Origin of the sequence: Flavobacterium esculini, assembly GCF_048284325.1 — a bacterium.
GTDB lineage: Bacteria > Bacteroidota > Bacteroidia > Flavobacteriales > Flavobacteriaceae > Flavobacterium.
In genome coordinates, this window is the sequence record NZ_JBLVPI010000009.1 from 137375 (window position 1) to 158499 (window position 21125).

Here is a 21125-nt window from a genome sequence, read left to right on the forward strand (position 1 = left end):
TCAATTTTATCCGACCTTTAGAGTATTAAATTTGTAAAAAATGAAGGCATTTGATATAGTTACGCTTACAGTTAATCCTGCTTTAGATAAAAGCACACATTTTAAAGGCTTAGTCCCGGAACAAAAAATAAGATGTGATGAGCCTCGTTATGATGCGGGAGGTGGTGGAGTCAATGTTTCTAAGGCGATCTCTCGTCTGGGAGGAACGTCTCTAGCGGTGTTTACTTCTGGTGGACCAATGGGTAAAATGCTGGAGGAATTGGTGAGTAAAGAAGCCGTTGAATTTAAAGCAATCGAAGTCCAAACCTGGACAAGAGAAAGTTTTGTCGCGGTAGATGACAACACCAATTCACAATACCGATTTGGATTTACAGGAGGACAAATTACTACCGAAGAAAGCAATAGAATATTAGAAACCATAGCTAGTTTTAAACCAAAATTTTTGGTAGCCAGTGGTAGTTTGAATGAAGGTTTGTCAATAGATTTTTATCAAAAAATAGCAGAAATCGCAAAAAAAACAAATGCTAAATTAATTGTGGATACCTCTGGTGAATCATTAAAAAAAGCGTTAGAAATTGGCGTTTATATGATCAAGCCCAATGTTGGAGAACTGGCAAAATTAATAGGCGTGGAGCGATTGGAACTGGAAGAAGTAAACGAAGCCGCCAAACAAATCATTGCAAAAGGCGGTGCCGAAATTGTAGTGGTTTCCCTTGGTCCGCAAGGCGCAGTTTTAGTTACCAAAGATTCCTATGAATTTGTCCCTGCTCCTAATGTTGCCAAAAAAAGTACTGTGGGTGCCGGTGACAGTATGGTGGGTGGAATGGTTTGGGCGCTTTCGGAAAATAAAGGCCTGAAAGAAGTCATCCGTTGGGGAGTTGCTTGCGGATCGGCAGCAACGATGAATGAAGGAACCCAATTGTTTAAATTCGAAGATGCCAAACGATTGTTTCAATGGTTAAAGAATAAATAGAAACTAAAAAACCTGACAATTTTCACATCGTCAGGTTTCATTTATAATTTAAAATTGCTTCGCCAGTTCGCTTCGCTCGGGTCAGAATTTAGAATAATTTTTAATCATTCAACTTCAAAACTGCCATAAATGCTTCTTGTGGAATTTCAACATTTCCAACCAGTCTCATACGTTTTTTACCTTTTTTCTGTTTTTCCAACAATTTACGTTTACGGGAAATATCTCCACCATAACATTTGGCGGTAACGTCTTTACGCAATGCTTTTATCGTTTCACGAGAGATAACTTTTACTCCAATAGCCGCTTGAACAGGAATATCAAATTGCTGACGTGGAATCAATTCTTTCAACTTCTCACACATTTTTTTACCAATAGAGTAGGCATTGTCGGCATGCATCAAAGATGACAAAGCATCCACAATGGTAGCGTTCAACAAGATATCTACTTTAACCAAATTAGAAGTTCGCATCCCTATTGGCGTATAATCAAACGAAGCATATCCTTTAGAAACTGTTTTTAAACGGTCGTAAAAATCAAATACAATCTCTGCCAACGGCATGTCAAAAGTCAACTCTACGCGTTCTGTAGTCAAATACGTTTGATTCGTAATCAACCCACGTTTTTCGATACACAAACTCATTACATTCCCCACATAATCGGATTTGGTAATGATAGTTGCCTTAATAAAGGGTTCCTCCACATGGTCTAAACGAGAAGGCTCCGGCAAGTCCGAAGGATTATTTACGATAAGCGGTGTTGTAGGATCTTTTTTGGTGTAAGCCAAATACGAAACGTTGGGAACGGTAGTAATAACAGTCATGTTAAATTCTCTCTCCAAACGCTCCTGGATAATTTCCATGTGCAACATTCCCAAGAATCCGCAACGGAAACCAAATCCCAAAGCTGCCGAACTTTCCGGTAAAAATACCAACGAAGCATCATTCAACTGCAACTTTTCCATAGAGTTTCTCAACTCCTCGTAATCTTCAGTATCCACAGGATAAATCCCCGCAAAAACCATTGGTTTCACATCTTCAAAACCTTTAATTATATTCGTTGTTGGCGTTTTTGCATCCGTCAGTGTATCTCCTACTTTTACTTCTTTTGCTTCTTTAATTCCAGAAATCAAATACCCAACATCACCCGCTGAAATGACTTGTTTCGGAACTTGATTCAGTTTCAAAGTACCAATTTCATCTGCAAAATACTCATTTCCGGTAGCCATAAATTTAATTTTCTGGCCTTTTTTAATCTGTCCGTTTTTCACACGGAAAATAACCTCGATTCCACGAAACGGATTGTAATGCGAGTCAAAAATCAACGCTTGTAGCGGTTCGTCAACACTTCCTGATGGAGGCGGAATTTTTTCGATAATTGCTGCCAATATATTTTCTACACCAAAACCAGTTTTACCCGAAGCGTGAATAATATCTTCCAATTTACATCCCAGTAAATCAATAATATCGTCACTTACTTCTTCTGGATTGGCACTTGGTAAATCCACTTTGTTCAAAACGGGAATAATTTCCAAGTCGTTTTCTAAAGCCAAATATAAATTCGAAATCGTTTGTGCCTGGATACTTTGCGCTGCATCTACAATCAAAAGCGCACCTTCGCAAGCTGCAATCGATCGGGAAACTTCATACGAAAAATCCACGTGTCCCGGAGTATCAATCAAATTCAGGATGTATTCTTGTCCTTTATAGGTATATTCCATCTGAATCGCGTGACTCTTAATCGTAATACCACGTTCGCGTTCTAGGTCCATGTTGTCAAGCAATTGCGCTTTTTCTTCACGAGCGGTTACCGTTTGTGTTGCGCCAAGTAATCGGTCAGCAAGCGTACTTTTCCCGTGATCAATATGTGCAATAATGCAAAAATTCCGTATATGTTTCATTTTCCGTTGGTATCAAATTTATTTTGGTTTACCCTGAATTGTTTCAGGGCGTGACCACAAGGGTCGGGCTTTCCGCTACAATCTTTTCCTTTTTAAAGAAAAAAGGAAAAGGATTTTTGCTACAATCCCTCACGCAATCGCCAAACAGTGACAATTAATCTGCAAATATAAGCTAAATTCAACAGTTTCAAAGTCCCGAATTCGCAAACTAATCGGTTTAATACTAAGTCTTTCTTCTTTCTTCTTTTATCCTTTCATCTAAAAATCGTAATTTTGCACCAAAATACATGAAGATGGTCAAGATTGGCAACATAATATTACCCGAATTCCCTTTACTTCTCGCGCCTATGGAAGATGTGAGCGATCCGCCTTTTCGCAGGTTGTGTAAAGCCCATGGTGCCGATATGATGTATTCGGAATTTATTTCTTCCGAAGGATTAATTCGGGACGCCATCAAAAGCCGAATGAAATTAGACATTTTCGATTACGAACGCCCTGTCGGAATCCAGATTTTTGGCGGAGATGAAGAAGCCATGGCGATGTCCTCCAAAATTGTTTCAGCTGTAAACCCAGATTTAATAGATATCAATTTTGGGTGCCCTGTCAAAAAAGTCGTTTGTAAAGGCGCTGGAGCCGGTGTTTTAAAAGATGTAGATTTGATGATTCGTTTAACGAAAGCTGTTATCGACAGCACGCATTTGCCTGTAACTGTAAAAACTCGTTTGGGTTGGGATGATAATTCCATTAATATTGATGAAGTTGCAGAGCGTTTGCAAGACATTGGCGTAGCCGCTTTGAGCATCCACGCCAGAACTCGTGCCCAAATGTACAAAGGCCATTCTGACTGGTCCCACATTGCCCGAGTAAAAAATAATCCCAGAATTACGATGCCTATTTTTGGAAACGGCGACATTGATTCACCCGAAAAAGCATTGCAGTACAAAAACGAATACGGCATCGATGGTATCATGATTGGTCGAGCTGCCATTGGTTATCCTTGGATTTTTGACGAAATCAAACATTACTTCAAAACGGGAGAACATTTAGCAAAACCCACTGTTGTAGACAGAGTCGAAGCTGTGAGAAACCACCTCACTTGGGCAATGGAATGGAAAGGGGAGAGATTGGGAATTGTTGAAACGCGTCCTCATTACACCAATTATTTCAAAGGGATTCATTCTTTTAAACCCCACAAACAACAATTAGTAACCTTAGATAGACCGGAAGAGTTGTTCGCCGCTTTGAATGAAATCGAAGAAGCGTATGCGGGTTATGAGGTTGTTTAACTAAATATTTCAAACAAAAATTCCACTAATTTGCACAAGTTATTTCGTGTAAATTAGTGGAATTTTTGTTTTATTTTTTGATCAAAAATCTTATTCCAACAACTTTTTACTCACGCGACTGCTTGCAATCAGCGAAGCAATAAAACCTAGCGTAACAATTGTTCCCATAACAATCAGTACATTTTCGAGAGAGAAAACTACGGGATACGCCAGTGTAGGTGTAATCATAACCAGTTGAAAATGTTGTTGCAGCAACACAATTATAATTCCTAAAACCAGTCCAATAATTCCGCCAAAAACACTTAACAAAGTGCCTTGAAGCAGGAATATTTTTCGCAAATCTTTGATTTCAGTTCCTAAATTAAAAAGGGTTTTTAAGTTTCCTTTTTTATCCAAAATCATCATAATCAATGCGCCTATCAAATTGAAAAGGGCTACAACAATTACCAAAGTAAAAATTAAATACACCGCAATGTTCTCGGTATTCAACATTTTATACAAGGATTCGTTGAGTTGAGCCCTGTTTTTTATAGTAATGGTATTATTAAAAATAGTTTGAAGTTGGTCGATGATGGCGTTTTCATCAGCACCCGCTTTTTCTTTGATTTCAATCCCTGAAACTTGATTGGTTTTATATTCCAATAATTCTTGTGCTAAACCTAAATCGGCAAAAACATATTTCGAATCAAGGTCTTCGCTGATGGCATAAATCCCAACAGGAATAATCTCCGTTTTATTAAAAGCTTGTTCTGGATTTTCGATAGCTCCTTTCCCAGGTTTTGGAACTAAAACTTCCAACTGATGATTAAAATCAAACAGTCCCATCGAGAATTTCTGGGCAATTCCGTAACCAACCACTACTTGATAGGTATTCGGTTTGAGCCATTGCCCGTTGAAAAGTTTCTTTTCAATAGCATTTACTTTACTAAAGTTGGAATCAACTCCTTTTAAGTACGTAACTTCCTGTTTTCCGTCAAAAGTAAATAAAACACGCTCTTCAATAATTTTAGTATACGAAGCCAAACCTTCGATTTTATTGATTTTGCTCTCCTGATTTGGAGAAATAAGAAAGGATTTTCCTAAAGTACTACTTATTTTTAAATCGGGATCAATGTCATTGGTAAACGAAAGACTAAAAACTTTCAACCCGCTAAAAACAGATAAAACCACAAACAAAGCCATTGCGCCAACAATAATTCCCATGCTGGCAATCCGATTGATGATATTGATCGCATTGTTTTTACTATTGCTACGAATATAGCGTTTGGCTATGTAAAGGGGGAAATTCAAATTTTATTGAAATCTGCGTTTGTCCAAAAGATCTCTGTTTTCTATAGGATTATCTTTGTTGGCTAAGGCATTGTCAATTTTTTCGATATAGTCCAAAGAGTCGTCGATAAAGAAAACCAAATTGGGAACTTTTCTTAATTGTAAACGAACACGTTGTGATAAATCATGTTTTATTGTTTTAGAATTAGACTTAACCGCCTCTAAAATCTCTTTTGCTTTATCCTGAGGAAAAACGCTTAAATGTACTGTAGCTACAGATAAATCTGAAGTTACAACAACCTTGGATACCGAAATTATCAAATTTGTAACTCCGTTTTTTCTCACTTCACCTTGCAGAATGTCAACCAAATCTTTTTGGATAACCCCACCTATTTTTTTCTGTCTATTTGTTTCCATGCTGCAAAAATACTACTTTTAAGTTTTATCCCGAAGTTTCGGGACAAATTTTAAAAGTAGCCTAAAAATAGTTGTGTTTTTAGAAGCTATTTCCTGCTATTCGCTATATCTTATGTGCCGAACACCGGTACATAAGGATGTCGCTTCTATCAGGGCTAGGGAATTTGGGAAATTAGAACGCTAATTCTAAATCAGAAATCTAAAATCGTTAATCAGAAATCTAAAATCTTAATGCAAAGACCTTCCTTCTCCATATACGACGCATCGGCAGGTTCCGGAAAAACCTACGCGCTTGTCAAAGAATACCTGAAAATCATTCTTGTTGCCAAAAAAAATGATGCTTATCGCAACATTCTCGCCATTACGTTTACCAATAAAGCGGTTCACGAAATGAAAAGCCGTATCGTAGGAAGCTTATCCGAATTTGCCAAAGACGAACCAAGTCCAAAAGCGCAGGATTTAATGCAAGATTTGGCTATAGATATCGAACTTTCTATCATTGAAATAAAAACCAAATCACAGCAAATCATCAAGCATATTATTCATAATTATGCTGCTTTTGATATTTCGACCATCGATAAATTCACGCATAAAGTGATTCGTGCCTTTGCACACGATTTGAATTTACCCATGACCTTTGAAGTCACCTTGGATACCGAAAATTTATTAATAGAAGCCGTCGATGCAATCATCGCTCAAGCTGGAGAAGATGAAATATTAACCAAACTTCTCATCGATTTCACGATGGAAAAAACTGACGATGACAAATCTTGGGATATTTCTCGTGAAATTCTCGAAACCGGCCGGTTGGTTTTAAACGAAAATAATAGAAATGAAATCACTCATTTTCAAGATAAATCCATCGCTGAATTTGTCGAAATAAAAAATAAACTATCCGAAGCCTGTAAAGACTTAGAAAAGCAAACTATTATTTTTGCAGAAGAAGCGCTAACGTTAATGGATAAAAACGGAATTGATGTAAAATCTTTTTCCAGAGGGACTTTTCCAAATCATATCAATAGTATTCAGCAAGGAAAATTCAATCCCAAGAATAAAACTTTTCATGAGTTTGATGATATTGCAATCAATAAAACGGCAAAAGATCGAGCGATTATTGAAAACCTTATTCCTGAATTTTTGCTAATTCTTACTAAAGTTTACACGGCTTTCGAAAAGATAAATTTCTATAAAGCGTTCCTGAAAAACATTACGCCATTATCATTACTAAATACCGTAAGTAATGAATTAGCCAAAATTCAGGAAGAGCAAAATGTACTTTCTATTTCAGAATTTAATGCGATTATTCATCGAGAAATCCAAAATCAGCCAGCTCCTTTTATATATGAACGATTGGGAGAGCGTTACCGTCATTTTTTTATTGATGAATTTCAGGATACTTCTGAAATGCAATGGCAGAATTTAATTCCGCTGATTGATAATGCGACTTCTAGTGAAATTGACGGTGAAAAAGGCACTTTGATGATAGTGGGTGACCCAAAACAATCCATTTACAGATGGCGTGGTGGAAAAGCCGAGCAGTTTATTGAATTGAGCAAAGACCAGAATCCATTCAATAATCCGGAGAAAGTTCTGGAGCATTTAGATAAAAATTATAGAAGTTATTCGCAGATAGTCGAATTCAATAATGATTTTTTTCAATTATTATCGAATGAATTCGAACATTTGGATTATAAAGATTTGTATGAAAATCACAGCCACCAAAAAAATAATGATAAAACTGGTGGCAACGTAAATATTTCTTTCATTCCAAAAGTGGAAACTTCGGATGATCCCGATACTTCGGGAGAAGAAACGTTGGATAAAACAGATTTGTATGTTTTGGCAACATTAAATGTCATTCAAAAATCACTAAAACAAGGATTTGAATACAAAGATATTGTTATTCTTACCCGAAAAAGAAGTCAGGGAATTGCGATTGCGAACTATTTGACGGAGCAAGGTATTCCACTTTTGTCTTCGGAAACCTTGATGATTCAAAATGCCACCGAAGTTCGATTGATTATTCATTTATTGAAATACTTGAAAAACACTTCTGATTTGGAATCCAAAGCAAATTTTCTTCAATATTTAGCTCAAAACAGTCAGGATAAATTGCCAATTCATGATTTTATTGCCCAAGGAATGGCGTTATTTCAGGAAACTGATTTCGAAAATTGGTTGATGAGTTTCGATGTTTCACTTTCGTTTCAAAACATTAGAAAAAAATCATTGTATGAAGCAGTGGAAACTATAATAAGTAAATTCCTAAACCCAAAGATTAGTAATGCTTACGTTCAATATTTCTTGGACATTGTTTTAGAACGCGACATTCGCAATCAAGCAGGAATTTCAGATTTCTTGAATTTCTGGGATAAAAATGCGGAGAAATTCAGTATTCCGTCTCCCGAAGGGACGAATGCGGTTCGGGTAATGACAATCCATAAATCTAAAGGATTAGAATTTCCGGTTGTGATTTTTCCTTTCGCTGAAGAAGATTATAATCGAAAACCAAAAGATAAATTATGGCTTAATGCTGAGGAACAGGATTTTGGTTTGCCTAAAGTTTTAATCGATAATAGCAGTGCGGTGGAAGGTTTTGGAGAGGAGGCATCATTCGTTTACAATCAAAAAAAGCAGGAAGAATTATTGGACAATATCAATGTTTTATACGTTGCTTTAACAAGGGCTGAGGAGCAGTTGTATGTGATTTCCAACATGAATTTATCCAGTAAAGGCGAAATTCCAAAAAATAATATGTGTAGCTTTTTCATTAATTATTTGGGTAACAAAGGCCAATTCGATGAAAATAAATTGGAATATGAATTTGGAAATGCAACGAAATTATCTTCAGCAAAACAACACGTCGATACTTCAAAAACAATTCCTTTAGTTTCAGAAATTCTGAATCCAAAGAATATAAAAATCGCACAACGAGAAGCTTTAATGTGGGGAACGCTACAGCAAGAAGCCATAGAGTATGGAAATGTTATTCATGAAATTCTATCTTTTGTAAGAACTAAAAACGATATTGATTTGGCGATTACAAAATCTATTGAAAATGGATTAATAACACTAAATCAAAAAGAATTGGTCTATAAGACGATCCATGAAATTGTCAGTCATGTAGAACTTTCTATTTATTTTGCCGAAGGAAATGAAATTTTAAATGAACAAACGATTATTCAAAAAGAGGGAAAAACAGTCAAGCCGGACCGAATGGTTTTAACAAAAAACAAAGAAGTATTGTTGCTGGATTACAAAACTGGAATACATAATGTTAAATACCAACAACAATTAGAGAATTATGAGGATGCTATTGAGAAAATGGGATACAAAGTAGTTAAAAAGGCATTGATATACATTGGGAAAGAAATCGATGTAGTAAATTTGTAAACTACTATTGAAATGAATAAATAACGGCTTTAATAAATAGATAAAATGTACGGACAAATCAAAGAACACTTACGGTCAGAATTGCAAACTATTGAAGATAATGGGATTTTCAAAAAAGAAAGAATTATCACTTCACCACAAGGAGCAGAAATCACTATTTCGACAGGTGAGAAAGTTTTGAATTTTTGTGCCAATAATTATCTTGGATTGTCATCGCACCCTGAAGTAATTCAGGCTGCTAAAGATGCTTTGGATACACACGGTTTCGGAATGTCATCAGTTCGGTTTATTTGTGGGACTCAAGATATCCATAAAATATTGGAAAAAAAGATTTCTGAATTTTATGGGACAGAAGATACTATTCTTTATGCCGCCGCTTTTGATGCTAACGGTGGTGTTTTTGAGCCGTTGCTAGGAGAAAATGATGCAATAATTTCAGATAGTTTAAATCATGCTTCTATCATAGATGGTGTTCGTTTGTGTAAAGCGGCTCGCTATCGTTATGAAAATAGCAATATGGAAGATTTGGAGCAACAATTAATCAAAGCTACTGAGGCTGGAACTCGTTTCAAATTAATTGTTACCGATGGCGTTTTTTCTATGGACGGAGTTGTGGCCCCTTTGGATAAAATCTGTGATTTAGCAGATAAATATGATGCGATGGTAATGGTGGATGAATGCCATGCCGCCGGATTCATTGGTGCTACCGGAAAAGGAACGCTCGAGGCAAAAGGTGTAATGGGAAGAGTAGATATCATTACGGGAACTTTAGGAAAAGCTTTAGGTGGTGCTATGGGAGGTTATACAACAGCTAAAAAAGAGATTATTGAAATATTGCGTCAACGTTCCAGACCGTATTTGTTTTCTAATTCTTTGGCGCCGGCCATTGTTGGGGCCTCCGTAAAAGTTTTTGAAATATTAGAGCGAGATACTGTGTTGCGGGATAAATTAGAATGGAATACAAATTATTTCAAAGAAGGAATGAAAAAAGCTGGTTTTGATATCATTGGCGGAGATTCGGCAATTGTTCCTGTGATGCTTTATGATGCTAAATTGTCCCAAACTATGGCAAATGAGCTTTTGAAAAGAGGAATTTATGTCATTGGCTTCTTTTTTCCGGTGGTCCCTAAGGATAAAGCAAGAATTAGAGTGCAGTTGTCTGCAGCACATACAACAGCGCATTTGGATAAGGCAATAAGTGCTTTCATTGAAGTTGGGACTATGTTGAAAGTTGTATAATTTTTGTTCAATGTTGTATAATTTCCACTTTGCATCTGTTTTTTTGTTTTTTTTTAACATTTCGTTTTGTAGTTAAAAATTTACGAGCTACTTTTGTTTGTAATTAACTAAATTGTAATTAAAAAAATTAAGTATGAAACATCTTAACAAACTTTTAGTTGCCGTAATGATGGTGATGGGTTTAAGCTCTCACGCACAAGACAGTAACAATCCATGGGCAATCTCTTTTGGAGTTAATGCTATTGACACCAAAGCTAGTGCTGGTGGTGGACATAATTGGTTAGACCAACATTTTTCTCAGCCATTCGCTGTTAAAGACAACTGGAATATTCTTCCTTCTGTATCTTATTTGAGTGTGTCTAGATACATAGGAGACAATTTTACTTTTGGACTTTCTGGGTCGGTAAATAAAATCACAAAAGCAGTTTATTTTCGTCCAACTGCCGTTGGTCATGATTCTCGTGGTTACATAGTAACTAATCCTGGAGATTTAATGTATTATGGTATTGATGGTACAGTTAGATATAGTTTCATGAGCTTGATTAAATCTAAAGTAATTGATCCGTCTTTAGCTGTTGGTGGAGGTTATACTTTCCTAGGAAAAGAGAGTTATGGAACTGTTAATCCAGGTGCTGGATTGAATATCTGGTTTACTGAAAACATAGGGCTTTCATTAACAACAACTTACAAAAAATCTTTTGGAGATAGAGAAGGTGTTAATGGACTTGATGCTCCTTCTTATTTCCAACATACTGCAGGTCTTATCTTCAAATTTGGAGGTAAAGATACTGACGGTGATGGAATATATGATAAAGATGATGCTTGTCCAGAAGTTGCTGGTTTAAAAGAATTCAACGGTTGTCCTGATACAGACGGAGATGGAATTCAAGATAGTGCTGATGCTTGTCCTGAAGTTGCTGGTTTAGCTGCATTGAACGGATGTCCTGATACTGATGGAGATGGAATTGCTGATAAAGATGATGCTTGTCCAGAAGTTGCTGGTTTAGCTGCATTAAAAGGTTGTCCAGATTCTGATGGAGATGGAGTAGCTGATAAAGATGACAAATGTCCAACAGTTGCAGGTCCTAAAGAAAACGCAGGTTGTCCTTGGCCAGATACTGATGGAGATGGTGTTTTAGACAAAGATGATAAATGTCCAGATGTAAGAGGAACTGTTGCTAATCAAGGTTGTCCAGAAGTTTCAGAAGAAGTTATGAAAACTTTAAATAACTATGGTAAAATAATCTTGTTTGATTCTGGTAAATCTACTTTCCAAAAAGGAACTTACACAGTCTTACAATCAATCACTTCTATCTTAAAAGAATATCCTTATTCAAGATTCATGATCGAAGGACATTGTGATAGTGATGGTAGTAATGAACTTAACCAAACGTTATCTGAAAACAGAGCTGCTGCAGTTAAAAATTATTTAATTGAAAACGGAATTGCTGCTGATAGACTTAGATCTACAGGTTTTGGAGAAACTAAACCAATTGCAACTAACAAAACTGCAAAAGGTAAAGCGATGAACAGAAGAGTTGAAATATCTTTGATTAAAGAATAATTTCTTTCTAAAATATTTATAAAACGCCTCGATTTATCGGGGCGTTTTTTTTATTTTTATAGAATGACAAATACTTCTTTTTTAGATAAAATAGCCGCCGTTTTAATTGAAAAATATTCAAATAATCTATCCAATACGATTGTTGTTTTACCAAACAAAAGAGCAAAAATATTCTTAATTGAAGCACTGAAAAATCAGGTAACCACAAACATACTTTCTCCTGAAATTATAAGTATTGAAGACTTTGTTCAAGACATAGCAAGCATTCGTACTATTGATCCGATTGAGCTATTATTTGAATTTTATGAAGTCTACCTATTTGTTACTGATAAAGCAAGCCAACAATCATTCGAATTGTTTGCTAATTGGGCCAAAACACTATTACAGGATTTTAATGAAATTGACCGGTATTTATTGGAGCCATCCCATGTCCTTTCGTATCTGAAGGATATTGAAGATATCAAAAAATGGGGAATTGAAGTCGAAAATAAAACTACCTTATTAGAAAAATACATTGATTTTTGGAAACTACTGCCCAATTATTATCAATCACTTTATAGTCATTTATTGAATAAAGGAATCGGTTATCAAGGTTTGATTTATCGTGAAGCGGTAAACAACTTAAACCATTTTTCAAATTCAGTACAAAATAAGCAATTCCTGTTTGCGGGTTTTAATGCACTGAATGCTGCCGAAGAAAAAATAATCCAACACCTTATTGCTTCTGATCAAGCCAAAATATATTGGGATGTTGATCAAACCTTTCTAAACGATCCGTATCACGATGCAGGACTGTTTGTGCGCCGTTTCAAAGAAAGTTGGAAACATTATAAGCTACATCCTTTTGAATGGATTGTAAATGATTTTTCGCAGACTAAAAATATTCGAGTTATTGGAACACCAAAAACGATTGGTCAAGCCAAAATAGCCGGAAGTATTATTGAAAATGTCATCAATGAATCCCGAAGTCTCGGGACAGACGGCAAGCTTGATAAAGTAGCGGTGGTACTTGGCGAGGAAAATCTTTTGGTGCCACTTTTATATTCGTTACCGTCAAGCGTTGGTGCTTTAAATATTACGATGGGTTATTCGAGTAAGAACAATCCAGCTCAGATTTTGATTGCCAAACTGTTTAAAATGCACACGAATGCTTTGTCCAGAAATGCCAAAAGCTATGTGTTGTATTACAAAGATGTATTGGATATTTTGACGCATCCTTTGGTGGAACCGTATGCAAATACGAATGTATTAGTTAAGGTGATTAATCAAAACAATTACACATTTATCACCCATCATAAATTGACGGAATTGAATGTAATTCCAAGCGAATTGTTTCTTCTATTATTCCAAAAATGGGAACATGGTTCGATTCCGGTATTAGGGACAATTTCTAAATTATTGCAAATCATAAAAGAAAATTTAAGTAATGATAACGAGGAAGAAAAAATCACCAAAGCTTTTGTCTTTGCCATTTTCAAAGTCATCAATAAACTGATTAATTACTATTCCAAGCACGAACATATTGATAAAATAGAAACACTCTATGCGATTTACAAACAAGTTATTGATTTAGCCGAAGTTTCTTTTGAAGGAGAGCCTTTGAATGGTTTGCAGATTATGGGGGTTTTAGAAAGTCGTGTTTTGGATTTTGACACTGTAATTGTTACTTCGATGAATGAAGGTAAATTTCCGGCTGGGAAATCGCAGAATTCTTTTATTCCGTATGATGTGAAACGCGAATTGGGTTTGCCTACATTCAAAGAAAAAGATGCTATTTATACCTATCATTTTTATCATTTGTTGCAACGCGCCAAAAACGTTTACTTGCTGTATAATACCGAAAGTGAAGGTTTGGATGCAGGTGAAAAAAGCCGATTCATTACCCAGTTAGAAGTCGAAAAACAAGATAATCATACGCTTACGCATGAAATTTATAATGCTGTTTTACCTGAAACGGCATATCAGCCAATGGTAATTCCAAAATCGGAGAGTGTTATGGTGCGATTGAAAGAAATAGCCGAAAAAGGTTTTTCTCCGTCCGCATTGACGAGTTATATTCGGAATCCGATTCAGTTTTATTTCCAGAAGATTTTACGCATCAGCGAAGTCGAAGAGGTTGAGGAAAATATTGCACTAAACACGTTGGGAACCATTATTCACGAAACTTTGAAAGTACTTTACGAACCGTTCATTGGAAAATTCATTTCGGAAAGTAATATTTTAAATTGTTTCAAACAAATTGATGCTGAGGTTCTCCAACAATTCAAATTGGTTTATAAAGAAGGTGAAATTAAAAAAGGAAGAAATTTGTTGGCTTTTGAAGTGGCGAAACGGAACGTTTCAAATTTCCTGAAAGTGGAACTGGAAAGTATTAAGAATGGTGATGCAATCAAAATCATCGCTTTGGAACAAACATTCGGACGTACTTTAAATCATCCTAATTTGCCTTTTCCAGTATTGATAAAAGGAAACGTAGATAGAATTGAAGAGCGCAATGGAATCATTAGAATTATCGATTACAAAACGGGTAAAGTTGAAAAGGCAAGTGTCACTTTGAAATCTTGGAAAGGATTAACGGAAGATATTAAAAGCGACAAAATCATTCAGGTTCTGGCTTATGCGTTTATGTATGAGCATGAAGCTAAAGGAAAGTCAATTGAAGCGGGAATTATTTCTTTTAAAAATTTGAAAGCAGGTTTTCTTCCGTTTAATTTTAAAGAAGACAAAGAGGTTAATTCAATTATAAATGAAGAAGTTTTGAGTAATTATCTCGAACAGATTGTCGTTTTGTTGAGTGAAATTTTAGATGAGAATATTCCTTTTGAAGAGAAAATAATTTAGATACTTTTAAAAAAAGCCAACAATACTTTCAATAATTCCTGTTGATTCTCAATATGACTCATGTGTCCGTCTGGAAAATTTACGAATTGTACAGTAGTGTTTTCTAATTGTTCTTTAGTCTCTTCGTAATTTAGAACAGGATCTTTTTCGCCTAGAATTAATAGCTTTGGATAGGGTGTGAGGTGTAATAAAACTTCCCGGTCTTTTCTTATTTTCATTCCTTCGAGTGAGGCAACGATTCCTTGAAGTGGCGTTTTTAAGGCTTCTTTTTTTACTCTTTCAATTTCTGACGAAAGTCTTTCTCGATTGGATTCGCTGAACAAATTAGCGATAGACAGTGAAACAAAATTCATAAAAGATTGTTTTACCGCTTTGATAGCTCGATCCCGATTTATTTTTCGCTCCTCGCTATCGGCTCTTGTTGTTGAATTTAATAAAACCAGTCCTTTTACAGTCTCAGGATATAATTCGGCGAAAGCCAAAGCCACATAACCGCCCATAGAATGCCCGACAAAAATAGCTTTCCTAATTCGCAATTCCGATAAAACAGCGTGAACTGCATCAGCATTATCTTCCATCGTTTGCACGTAACTCAAACATTCCGTTTCGCCATGTCCCAATAAATCAATGGTAATGACGCGGTTCTTTTTAGCAAACTCCGGAATATAAAAATCCCACATGCCTTTGTTTTCTAGGAAACCATGAAGCAAGACAATAGCGGTTCCTTTCCCGGTATCGGAATAGGAGATAGAGGTGTTTTTAAAGAGAATTTGTTTCAAAATGGAAATTTAGTCTACAAAAATAACACTTTTATTTTTTAACCATTTAAGAAATATAGCTGATATAAGCAATTCATGAATACGCTTGTATTAAAAATAGTATATTTGAGAAAAGCATTTTATAAATATGGCTAAGATTTTAATTACAGGAAACGGATTTGATTTATTTCATCATTTGCCAACAAAGTATGGACATTTTATGTCGATAATGAAGACTATTGAAAAAACTCAATGTGATAAAGAAATTTCTTTTGATGAATTATTTGGGAATGTTTTTAAAGAAAGATTTATTAATGATTATGAATTAATTATTGATAATTATAAAGTCGAGAATATTAAATTCAGCAGTCAAAAAATTAAGGAATTAAAAGAATTGATAAATAATAATAACTGGTATAATTATTTTAAACCTATACTCGAATTAGAAACATGGATTGATTTTGAAACAGAATTTGAAAAAGTACTGAATGATATATCTACTATTTTTAATGATTTGAGGATAAATCATGTTAAATTTCATTATTATAATAAGGAGGCATTAAATATTTATACTGACTTAAAAATCTTAGGATTTATAGATAATGATGAATCTTACGATGTAGTTATTAGAAAAGAGTATTTGGATTTTAATAAGAAGAAAGTCAATGAAAAAGCAATACATAATGGATTAGCGATTTCATTAGAACAATTTATTGTTATTTTCAACAGGTATCTAATTGATATTGTTGGTGTTTTTTATAAAGAAATTAAACAGAAAAAGTTAATTCAATTTAATTTGATAAATGAAATTTATACATTTAATTACACTCCAACTATTGAAAAAATTTATAACGTTGAAAAATCTAGAATTGTTTTTTTACATGGTGAAATTGGTAATGATAAAAATCAAAATTTAGTATTGGGAATTAATGAAATCCCTCAAGGATTTAAGATAGGTAAAATGTATGATTTTGCTAAATATTATCAAAAAGTAAATAAAAACTGCAATAAAAAATTTATAGAAATACCAAAACAAGAAACAAGTAAACTTGATGAGACAATTTTTTATATAATTGGTCACTCTTTAGACGAATCTGATAAAGAATATATTTGTGATCTATTTAAGTTTTTAGATTTTGACCTTACTCTGAAATCAAAAATAATAGTTTTTTATTATAATACTCAAGATAAGGAGCATAAATTAAAAAATTTATTAAATATAATAAACACAAATCTTATTGTAAATATGAATAAAGAGAATAGACTTTGTTTTGTTGAATTAAATAATGAAAATATTAATCGTGAATTGAATCGTGAAATTTTTATTAGTGGAGATTCCGTTTTCTGTTTATAAAAAAAATGGCTCCCATTTCTGAAAGCCGTTTCTAAAATTTAAAATCGTCTATCTCCATCAAGAAGACTTCCTAATCCTCCTAATAAACTGCCTTCGTCGCGACTGTTTCCGCCAGCTTTTGGTGCGGATGCGATTATTCTGTCGGCGAGTCGGCTGAAAGGCAAAGATTGCACATAAACCGTTCCCGGACCGCGAAGTGTGGCGTAAAACAAACCTTCGCCGCCAAAAATAGAATTTTTGATGCCTCCAATAAATTCAATATCATAATCAACATCTTTAGTGAAACCAACGATACAACCCGTGTCGACTTTTAGGATTTCGCCTGCAGCTAATTCTTTTTTGGCTAATGTTCCTCCGGTATGCACAAACGCCAGCCCGTCGCCTTCTATTTTTTGCATGATGAAGCCTTCACCTCCAAAAAGTCCGCGTCCCAGTTTTTTAGAGAATTCGATTCCAACAGAGACGCCTTTGGCAGCGCAGAGAAAGGAGTCTTTTTGGCAAATGAATTTTCCGCCAAATTGCGTTAAGTCAATTGGGATTATTTTCCCTGGATAAGGCGATGCGAATGAAACCTTACTCTTGGTATTATTTTGATTGATGAACGCTGTCATGAAGAGACTTTCGCCTGTAAGCACTCTTTTTCCTGCGCTTAAAAGTTTGCCAAATAATCCGGTTTGTTGTCCGGAACCGTCTCCAAAAATGGTTTCCATTTGGATATTATTGTCCATCATCATAAAACTTCCTGCTTCGGCAATTACAATTTCCTGTGGGTCCAGTTCTATTTCCACATATTGCATTTCCTCGCCATATATGTGGTAGTCTATTTCGTGTGCTTGCATGATTTTTGTTATTTAAGTTTTTTAAATAAGTCGGAAGTTGGAATATAAAGTTACAGTTTTAAGATGGGTTTTGGAATTGATGTTGTGGAGTTCTAGATTTTCTAGTTGAAGTGCGCAAGGGATAATAGCGAAAAGCCCACAGCGACGCATTTTTTTGCGGTGCGAGGACTTGTAGCGGATAGCCCGACACAGCCGGAGTTTACGGAGGCTGGGTTGCGCCCCAATAAAAAACGGCCTACATTGCTGTAAGCCGTTCTGGTTATAACTATTTGAAAGAAGATTAACAGTTCATCAACGTTTCAATTTCGTCGACTTCAATAGGAATGTTGCGCATCAAATTAAATGGTTCGCCCGTTTCCTGAACGATTACATTGTCCTCCAAACGGATTCCGAAACCTTCGGCAGGAATGTAAATTCCCGGTTCCACGGTGAAAACCATATTGGCTTGCATTGGTTCAGTCAGGATTCCATAATCGTGCGTGTCCAATCCCATGTGGTGGGAAGTTCCGTGCATGAAGTATTTTTTGTAAGCGGGCCATTCCGGGTTTTCGTTTTGGACATCGGCTTTGTCCAGCAATCCTAAACCAAGCAATTCTGAAGTCATGATTTTTCCCACTTCAAGATGGTATTGTTTCCAAAGTGTTCCTGGAGTAAGCATTTTAGTCGCTTCATTCTTTACTCGTAAAACGGCTTCGTACACCTGTTTTTGTCGGCCGGTGAATTTTCCTGAAACAGGAATCATTCTCGTCATGTCGCTGGAATAATTCGCGTATTCTGCAGCCACATCCAATAAAATCAAATCACCTGCGTGGCATTGTTGGTTGTTTTCGATGTAATGCAACACATTCGCATTATTTCCGGAAGCGATAATTGGCGTGTAAGCAAAACCTTTGGAGCGATTGCGAATGAACTCGTGAATCAGTTCGGCTTCGATTTCGTATTCGGTTACATTTGGTTTTACAAATGACAATAATCTTCTGTATCCTTTTTCAGTGATGTTACAGGCGTTTTGGATTAAATCCAATTCTTCGCTTTCTTTTACAGAACGAAGGCGTTGCAATATCGGATTGCTTTTTGCAACAGCATGTGCTGGATATTTCTCTTTCCACCATTTTACAAAACGAGCTTCACGGGTTTCGGTTTCTACGGTGGCGCGATAATGTTCATTGGTATTGATGTAAATCGTATCTGAATGTGTCATCATTTCGAATAAAATTTTCTCGAAATCCTGTAGCCAATGCACGGTTTTGATTCCTGTAACTTCAAAAGCGCGTTCTTTGGTCAGTTTTTCCCCTTCCCAAATTGCAATGTGTTCGCTGGTTTCTTTTAAGAAAATCATCTCTCTTTGATGTTCGTATGGCGCATCAGGAAAAAGCAATAAAATACTTTCTTCTTGGTCCACTCCGCTTAAATAAAAAATATCGCGGTGTTGTGCAAAAGGCATGGTGCTATCGGCACTTATTGGATAAATATCATTAGAGTTGAAGATAGCAATACTTTTTGGCTTCATTTGAGCCATGAATTTGGTGCGATTTTTTATAAATAAATCCCGGTCAATTTGATGGTATTTCATAGCAATAGGGTTTAAATTTTTAATTACTCAAAAATACTAAGTTTAAATCGGTTTTTGTTATGAATTCGGCAAATTTTAAATAAAAAAAACACAAAATAAAACAAACAGAAGTCTATCGTATTTTGTGTTTGTATAAAATAGGTTTTAAATGATTTAATCAACCCATTTGTAATAGCGAGCTCCTAATAGATTTGGAATTTCTTTTTCTATTCTTTCTAAAATCCATTCGTTTTTAGGAAGTTGGATACTTTGTTTCTGTTCTTTTTTGTGGAGATTTTCATAGGTTTCAAAATCAATTTCAAAGCTTTCTTCTAAGGTTTCAAAAAGGTTAATATCAGCTATTGCAGTTTTCCAATCTGGCTGAATTTCCCCTTCGAAAACTTTGGATTTAGAACCACTTCCGTAAGCTAAAAAGCCAAATTTTGAATTTGAAAGTTCTTTTTTGGTATCATAAAAATGTGCCAAAGTCGAAAGTAATCCCATAAAAATGGAGCCTGTGTATAAATTACCAATTAATGAAGAAGCTAATTCAGCCGGCATTAATTTTTCATTTACAAAATTTTGATATTCTTCGGATTTACTGATTCCTTTCAATTTATTTTGGTATTCCGAAGCATCTTCATTGTCAGATATAATTTTATTTGAAGCATCTAATGCGTAGATTTCGGATAACATACGACGCCCTTGAAAAGCATAGGGCAAATGCATGATGATGCTTTCCCACGAATTATAGATTGTTTCGCTTGTATTTTTTAATTTTTTGAATGAAAAATAAGCGTTTCTAGTGCGATCCATATAGCATTGATTGGAATATTGTCCGTCGAAAACCGGTTGGTCTTTGTGAATTTCTATTTCCGCTTCCAAATTGTCAAACCATGATTCGTTGTTTTTGTTTCCCGTGATTTCTTCTTTTGAAAGTGTTCTAAGCGGCTTAAAAAAGTCAAAAACACCTTTTGTGCTTGTCGCCCAATTATTGTCGAATGCAATAATCCTTGGTTTTGAGGTGATTAACATTGCTAAAGCTCCAGCGCCTTGGGTATATTCTCCGGTTGAATTTAAATCGTATTTTGCAAAATCCGTAGTGACAACAATTGCTTTTTTGGCTGGATTTAATTTTACGAAATCAATACAGTTTTGCAACGCATCCACACCACCAATACAAGCAAATGTAAAATCAACTACATCACATTCGGATAAAGTGTTTTCTCCGAATTTTTGCTCCATTAAGGCGATTAAAAAAGAACTTATTGGTTTTGAACTATCAATAGCGCTTTCGGTTCCAACATATATTCTTGCAATTTCATTTAGATTCAGATTGTTTTCTTGGATCAGTTTAGTCAAAGCGTTTGCAGCAAAAACTACTGTATCTTGATGTGAATCAGGTAGTGTCATTTTGATTAAACCCAAACCTTTTTCTAATTTTTCAGGTTCAATATTTCGGGCCTTCGCCAAAGTTTTAATAGGTAAATGTATTTTAGCAACATCAAAAGAGATGGAATCAATTCCTGTTTTCATTATTCAATTTTTAACATGTAAAGTTAAAATTACGCTCTTTATTTGCAATTCTTTTATACACACAAAATGGTGATTTTTTGTGTTTTTATTAATTTGAAAATAAATAATATTAAAAATTATTGAATTGCTATTTTTAAGACGTTTGAATAGTAATAAATAATTAATTTTGGTATTGCTTATTTGACGTTTTCTTCTTTTTTTATTGTC

14 protein-coding genes are annotated in these 21125 nt (G+C 35.1%); 7 read left to right on the plus strand and 7 right to left on the minus strand.

Features of this window, described 5'->3' with window-relative positions; all coding sequences use genetic code 11:
- Window positions 1-40 precede the first annotated feature (40 nt).
- Window positions 41-973 carry a 1-phosphofructokinase family hexose kinase gene (locus ACNQGG_RS09885; protein ID WP_417963520.1) on the plus strand — a complete coding sequence of 311 codons (933 nt, stop codon included), beginning with the start codon at window positions 41-43 and terminating at the stop codon, window positions 971-973.
- Between the two features lie 100 nt (window positions 974-1073).
- On the opposite strand, the gene lepA is transcribed toward ACNQGG_RS09885, so the two are convergent.
- Complete coding sequence (lepA, locus tag ACNQGG_RS09890; protein ID WP_417963522.1) at window positions 1074-2870, minus strand: translation elongation factor 4; 1797 nt, start codon at window positions 2868-2870, stop codon at window positions 1074-1076.
- A 293-nt stretch (window positions 2871-3163) separates the two neighbouring features.
- On the opposite strand from lepA, the gene dusB reads away from it, so the two are divergent.
- The gene (dusB, locus tag ACNQGG_RS09895) at window positions 3164-4156 is read left to right on the plus strand and encodes a tRNA dihydrouridine synthase DusB (protein WP_417963524.1); all 993 of its coding nucleotides are present in this window, start codon (window positions 3164-3166) and stop codon (window positions 4154-4156) included.
- Between the two features lie 90 nt (window positions 4157-4246).
- On the opposite strand, the gene ACNQGG_RS09900 is transcribed toward dusB, so the two are convergent.
- Both ACNQGG_RS09900 and rbfA read right to left on the minus strand, forming a co-directional pair.
- On the minus strand, window positions 4247-5446 hold the full coding sequence (locus ACNQGG_RS09900) for an ABC transporter permease (RefSeq protein ID WP_417963526.1): 1200 nt from the start codon (window positions 5444-5446) through the stop codon (window positions 4247-4249).
- A 3-nt stretch (window positions 5447-5449) separates the two neighbouring features.
- Window positions 5450-5842, minus strand: coding sequence for a 30S ribosome-binding factor RbfA (rbfA, locus tag ACNQGG_RS09905; protein ID WP_416848374.1), 393 nt, complete (start codon window positions 5840-5842; stop codon window positions 5450-5452).
- A 231-nt stretch (window positions 5843-6073) separates the two neighbouring features.
- On the opposite strand from rbfA, the gene ACNQGG_RS09910 reads away from it, so the two are divergent.
- The 4 genes from ACNQGG_RS09910 (at window position 6074) to ACNQGG_RS09925 (ending at window position 14879) form a co-directional block, all read left to right on the plus strand.
- A complete protein-coding gene (locus ACNQGG_RS09910) occupies window positions 6074-9235 on the plus strand; it encodes a UvrD-helicase domain-containing protein (protein WP_417963528.1) in 3162 nt (1053 codons plus the stop codon).
- A 45-nt stretch (window positions 9236-9280) separates the two neighbouring features.
- Window positions 9281-10474 carry a glycine C-acetyltransferase gene (gene kbl, locus ACNQGG_RS09915; protein ID WP_417963530.1) on the plus strand — a complete coding sequence of 398 codons (1194 nt, stop codon included), beginning with the start codon at window positions 9281-9283 and terminating at the stop codon, window positions 10472-10474.
- Between the two features lie 133 nt (window positions 10475-10607).
- Window positions 10608-12038, plus strand: coding sequence for an OmpA family protein (locus ACNQGG_RS09920; RefSeq protein ID WP_417963532.1), 1431 nt, complete (start codon window positions 10608-10610; stop codon window positions 12036-12038).
- Window positions 12039-12101: 63 nt separating this feature from the next.
- Window positions 12102-14879, plus strand: coding sequence for a PD-(D/E)XK nuclease family protein (locus tag ACNQGG_RS09925; protein ID WP_417963534.1), 2778 nt, complete (start codon window positions 12102-12104; stop codon window positions 14877-14879).
- Here the strand turns inward: ACNQGG_RS09925 and ACNQGG_RS09930 are convergent.
- Window positions 14876-15658 carry an alpha/beta fold hydrolase gene (locus ACNQGG_RS09930; protein WP_417963536.1) on the minus strand — a complete coding sequence of 261 codons (783 nt, stop codon included), beginning with the start codon at window positions 15656-15658 and terminating at the stop codon, window positions 14876-14878. The genes ACNQGG_RS09925 and ACNQGG_RS09930 overlap by 4 nt on opposite strands.
- 127 nt (window positions 15659-15785) lie before the next feature.
- On the opposite strand from ACNQGG_RS09930, the gene ACNQGG_RS09935 reads away from it, so the two are divergent.
- Window positions 15786-16991: an AbiH family protein gene (locus ACNQGG_RS09935; protein WP_417963538.1), complete on the plus strand. Its 1206-nt coding sequence runs from the start codon at window positions 15786-15788 to the stop codon at window positions 16989-16991.
- Window positions 16992-17029: 38 nt separating this feature from the next.
- Here ACNQGG_RS09935 and ACNQGG_RS09940 read toward each other — a convergent pair whose 3' ends face one another.
- The 3 genes from ACNQGG_RS09940 to ACNQGG_RS09950 all read right to left on the minus strand — a co-directional run bounded on the left by ACNQGG_RS09940 (window position 17030) and on the right by ACNQGG_RS09950 (window position 20918).
- On the minus strand, window positions 17030-17830 hold the full coding sequence (locus tag ACNQGG_RS09940; RefSeq protein ID WP_417963540.1) for a TIGR00266 family protein: 801 nt from the start codon (window positions 17828-17830) through the stop codon (window positions 17030-17032).
- 280 nt (window positions 17831-18110) lie between these two features.
- Window positions 18111-19403: an aminopeptidase P family protein gene (locus tag ACNQGG_RS09945; RefSeq protein WP_417963542.1), complete on the minus strand. Its 1293-nt coding sequence runs from the start codon at window positions 19401-19403 to the stop codon at window positions 18111-18113.
- 153 nt (window positions 19404-19556) lie between these two features.
- On the minus strand, window positions 19557-20918 hold the full coding sequence (locus ACNQGG_RS09950) for a hydroxymethylglutaryl-CoA synthase family protein (protein ID WP_417963544.1): 1362 nt from the start codon (window positions 20916-20918) through the stop codon (window positions 19557-19559).
- Window positions 20919-21125 lie beyond the last annotated feature (207 nt).

Excerpts from the sequence above, each read along its gene's own strand:
- ACNQGG_RS09950 (WP_417963544.1), bottom strand. The coding sequence starts at position 20,918 with ATGAAAACAGGAATTGATTCCATCTCTTTTGATGTTGCTAAAATACAT.
- dusB (WP_417963524.1), top strand. The coding sequence starts at position 3,164 with ATGGTCAAGATTGGCAACATAATATTACCCGAATTCCCTTTACTTCTC.
- ACNQGG_RS09910 (WP_417963528.1), top strand. The coding sequence starts at position 6,074 with ATGCAAAGACCTTCCTTCTCCATATACGACGCATCGGCAGGTTCCGGA.
- kbl (WP_417963530.1), top strand. The coding sequence starts at position 9,281 with ATGTACGGACAAATCAAAGAACACTTACGGTCAGAATTGCAAACTATT.
- ACNQGG_RS09925 (WP_417963534.1), top strand. The coding sequence starts at position 12,102 with ATGACAAATACTTCTTTTTTAGATAAAATAGCCGCCGTTTTAATTGAA.
- ACNQGG_RS09945 (WP_417963542.1), bottom strand. The coding sequence starts at position 19,403 with ATGAAATACCATCAAATTGACCGGGATTTATTTATAAAAAATCGCACC.
- rbfA (WP_416848374.1), bottom strand. The coding sequence starts at position 5,842 with ATGGAAACAAATAGACAGAAAAAAATAGGTGGGGTTATCCAAAAAGAT.
- lepA (WP_417963522.1), bottom strand. The coding sequence starts at position 2,870 with ATGAAACATATACGGAATTTTTGCATTATTGCACATATTGATCACGGG.
- ACNQGG_RS09885 (WP_417963520.1), top strand. The coding sequence starts at position 41 with ATGAAGGCATTTGATATAGTTACGCTTACAGTTAATCCTGCTTTAGAT.
- ACNQGG_RS09940 (WP_417963540.1), bottom strand. The coding sequence starts at position 17,830 with ATGCAAGCACACGAAATAGACTACCACATATATGGCGAGGAAATGCAA.
- ACNQGG_RS09935 (WP_417963538.1), top strand. The coding sequence starts at position 15,786 with ATGGCTAAGATTTTAATTACAGGAAACGGATTTGATTTATTTCATCAT.
- ACNQGG_RS09920 (WP_417963532.1), top strand. The coding sequence starts at position 10,608 with ATGAAACATCTTAACAAACTTTTAGTTGCCGTAATGATGGTGATGGGT.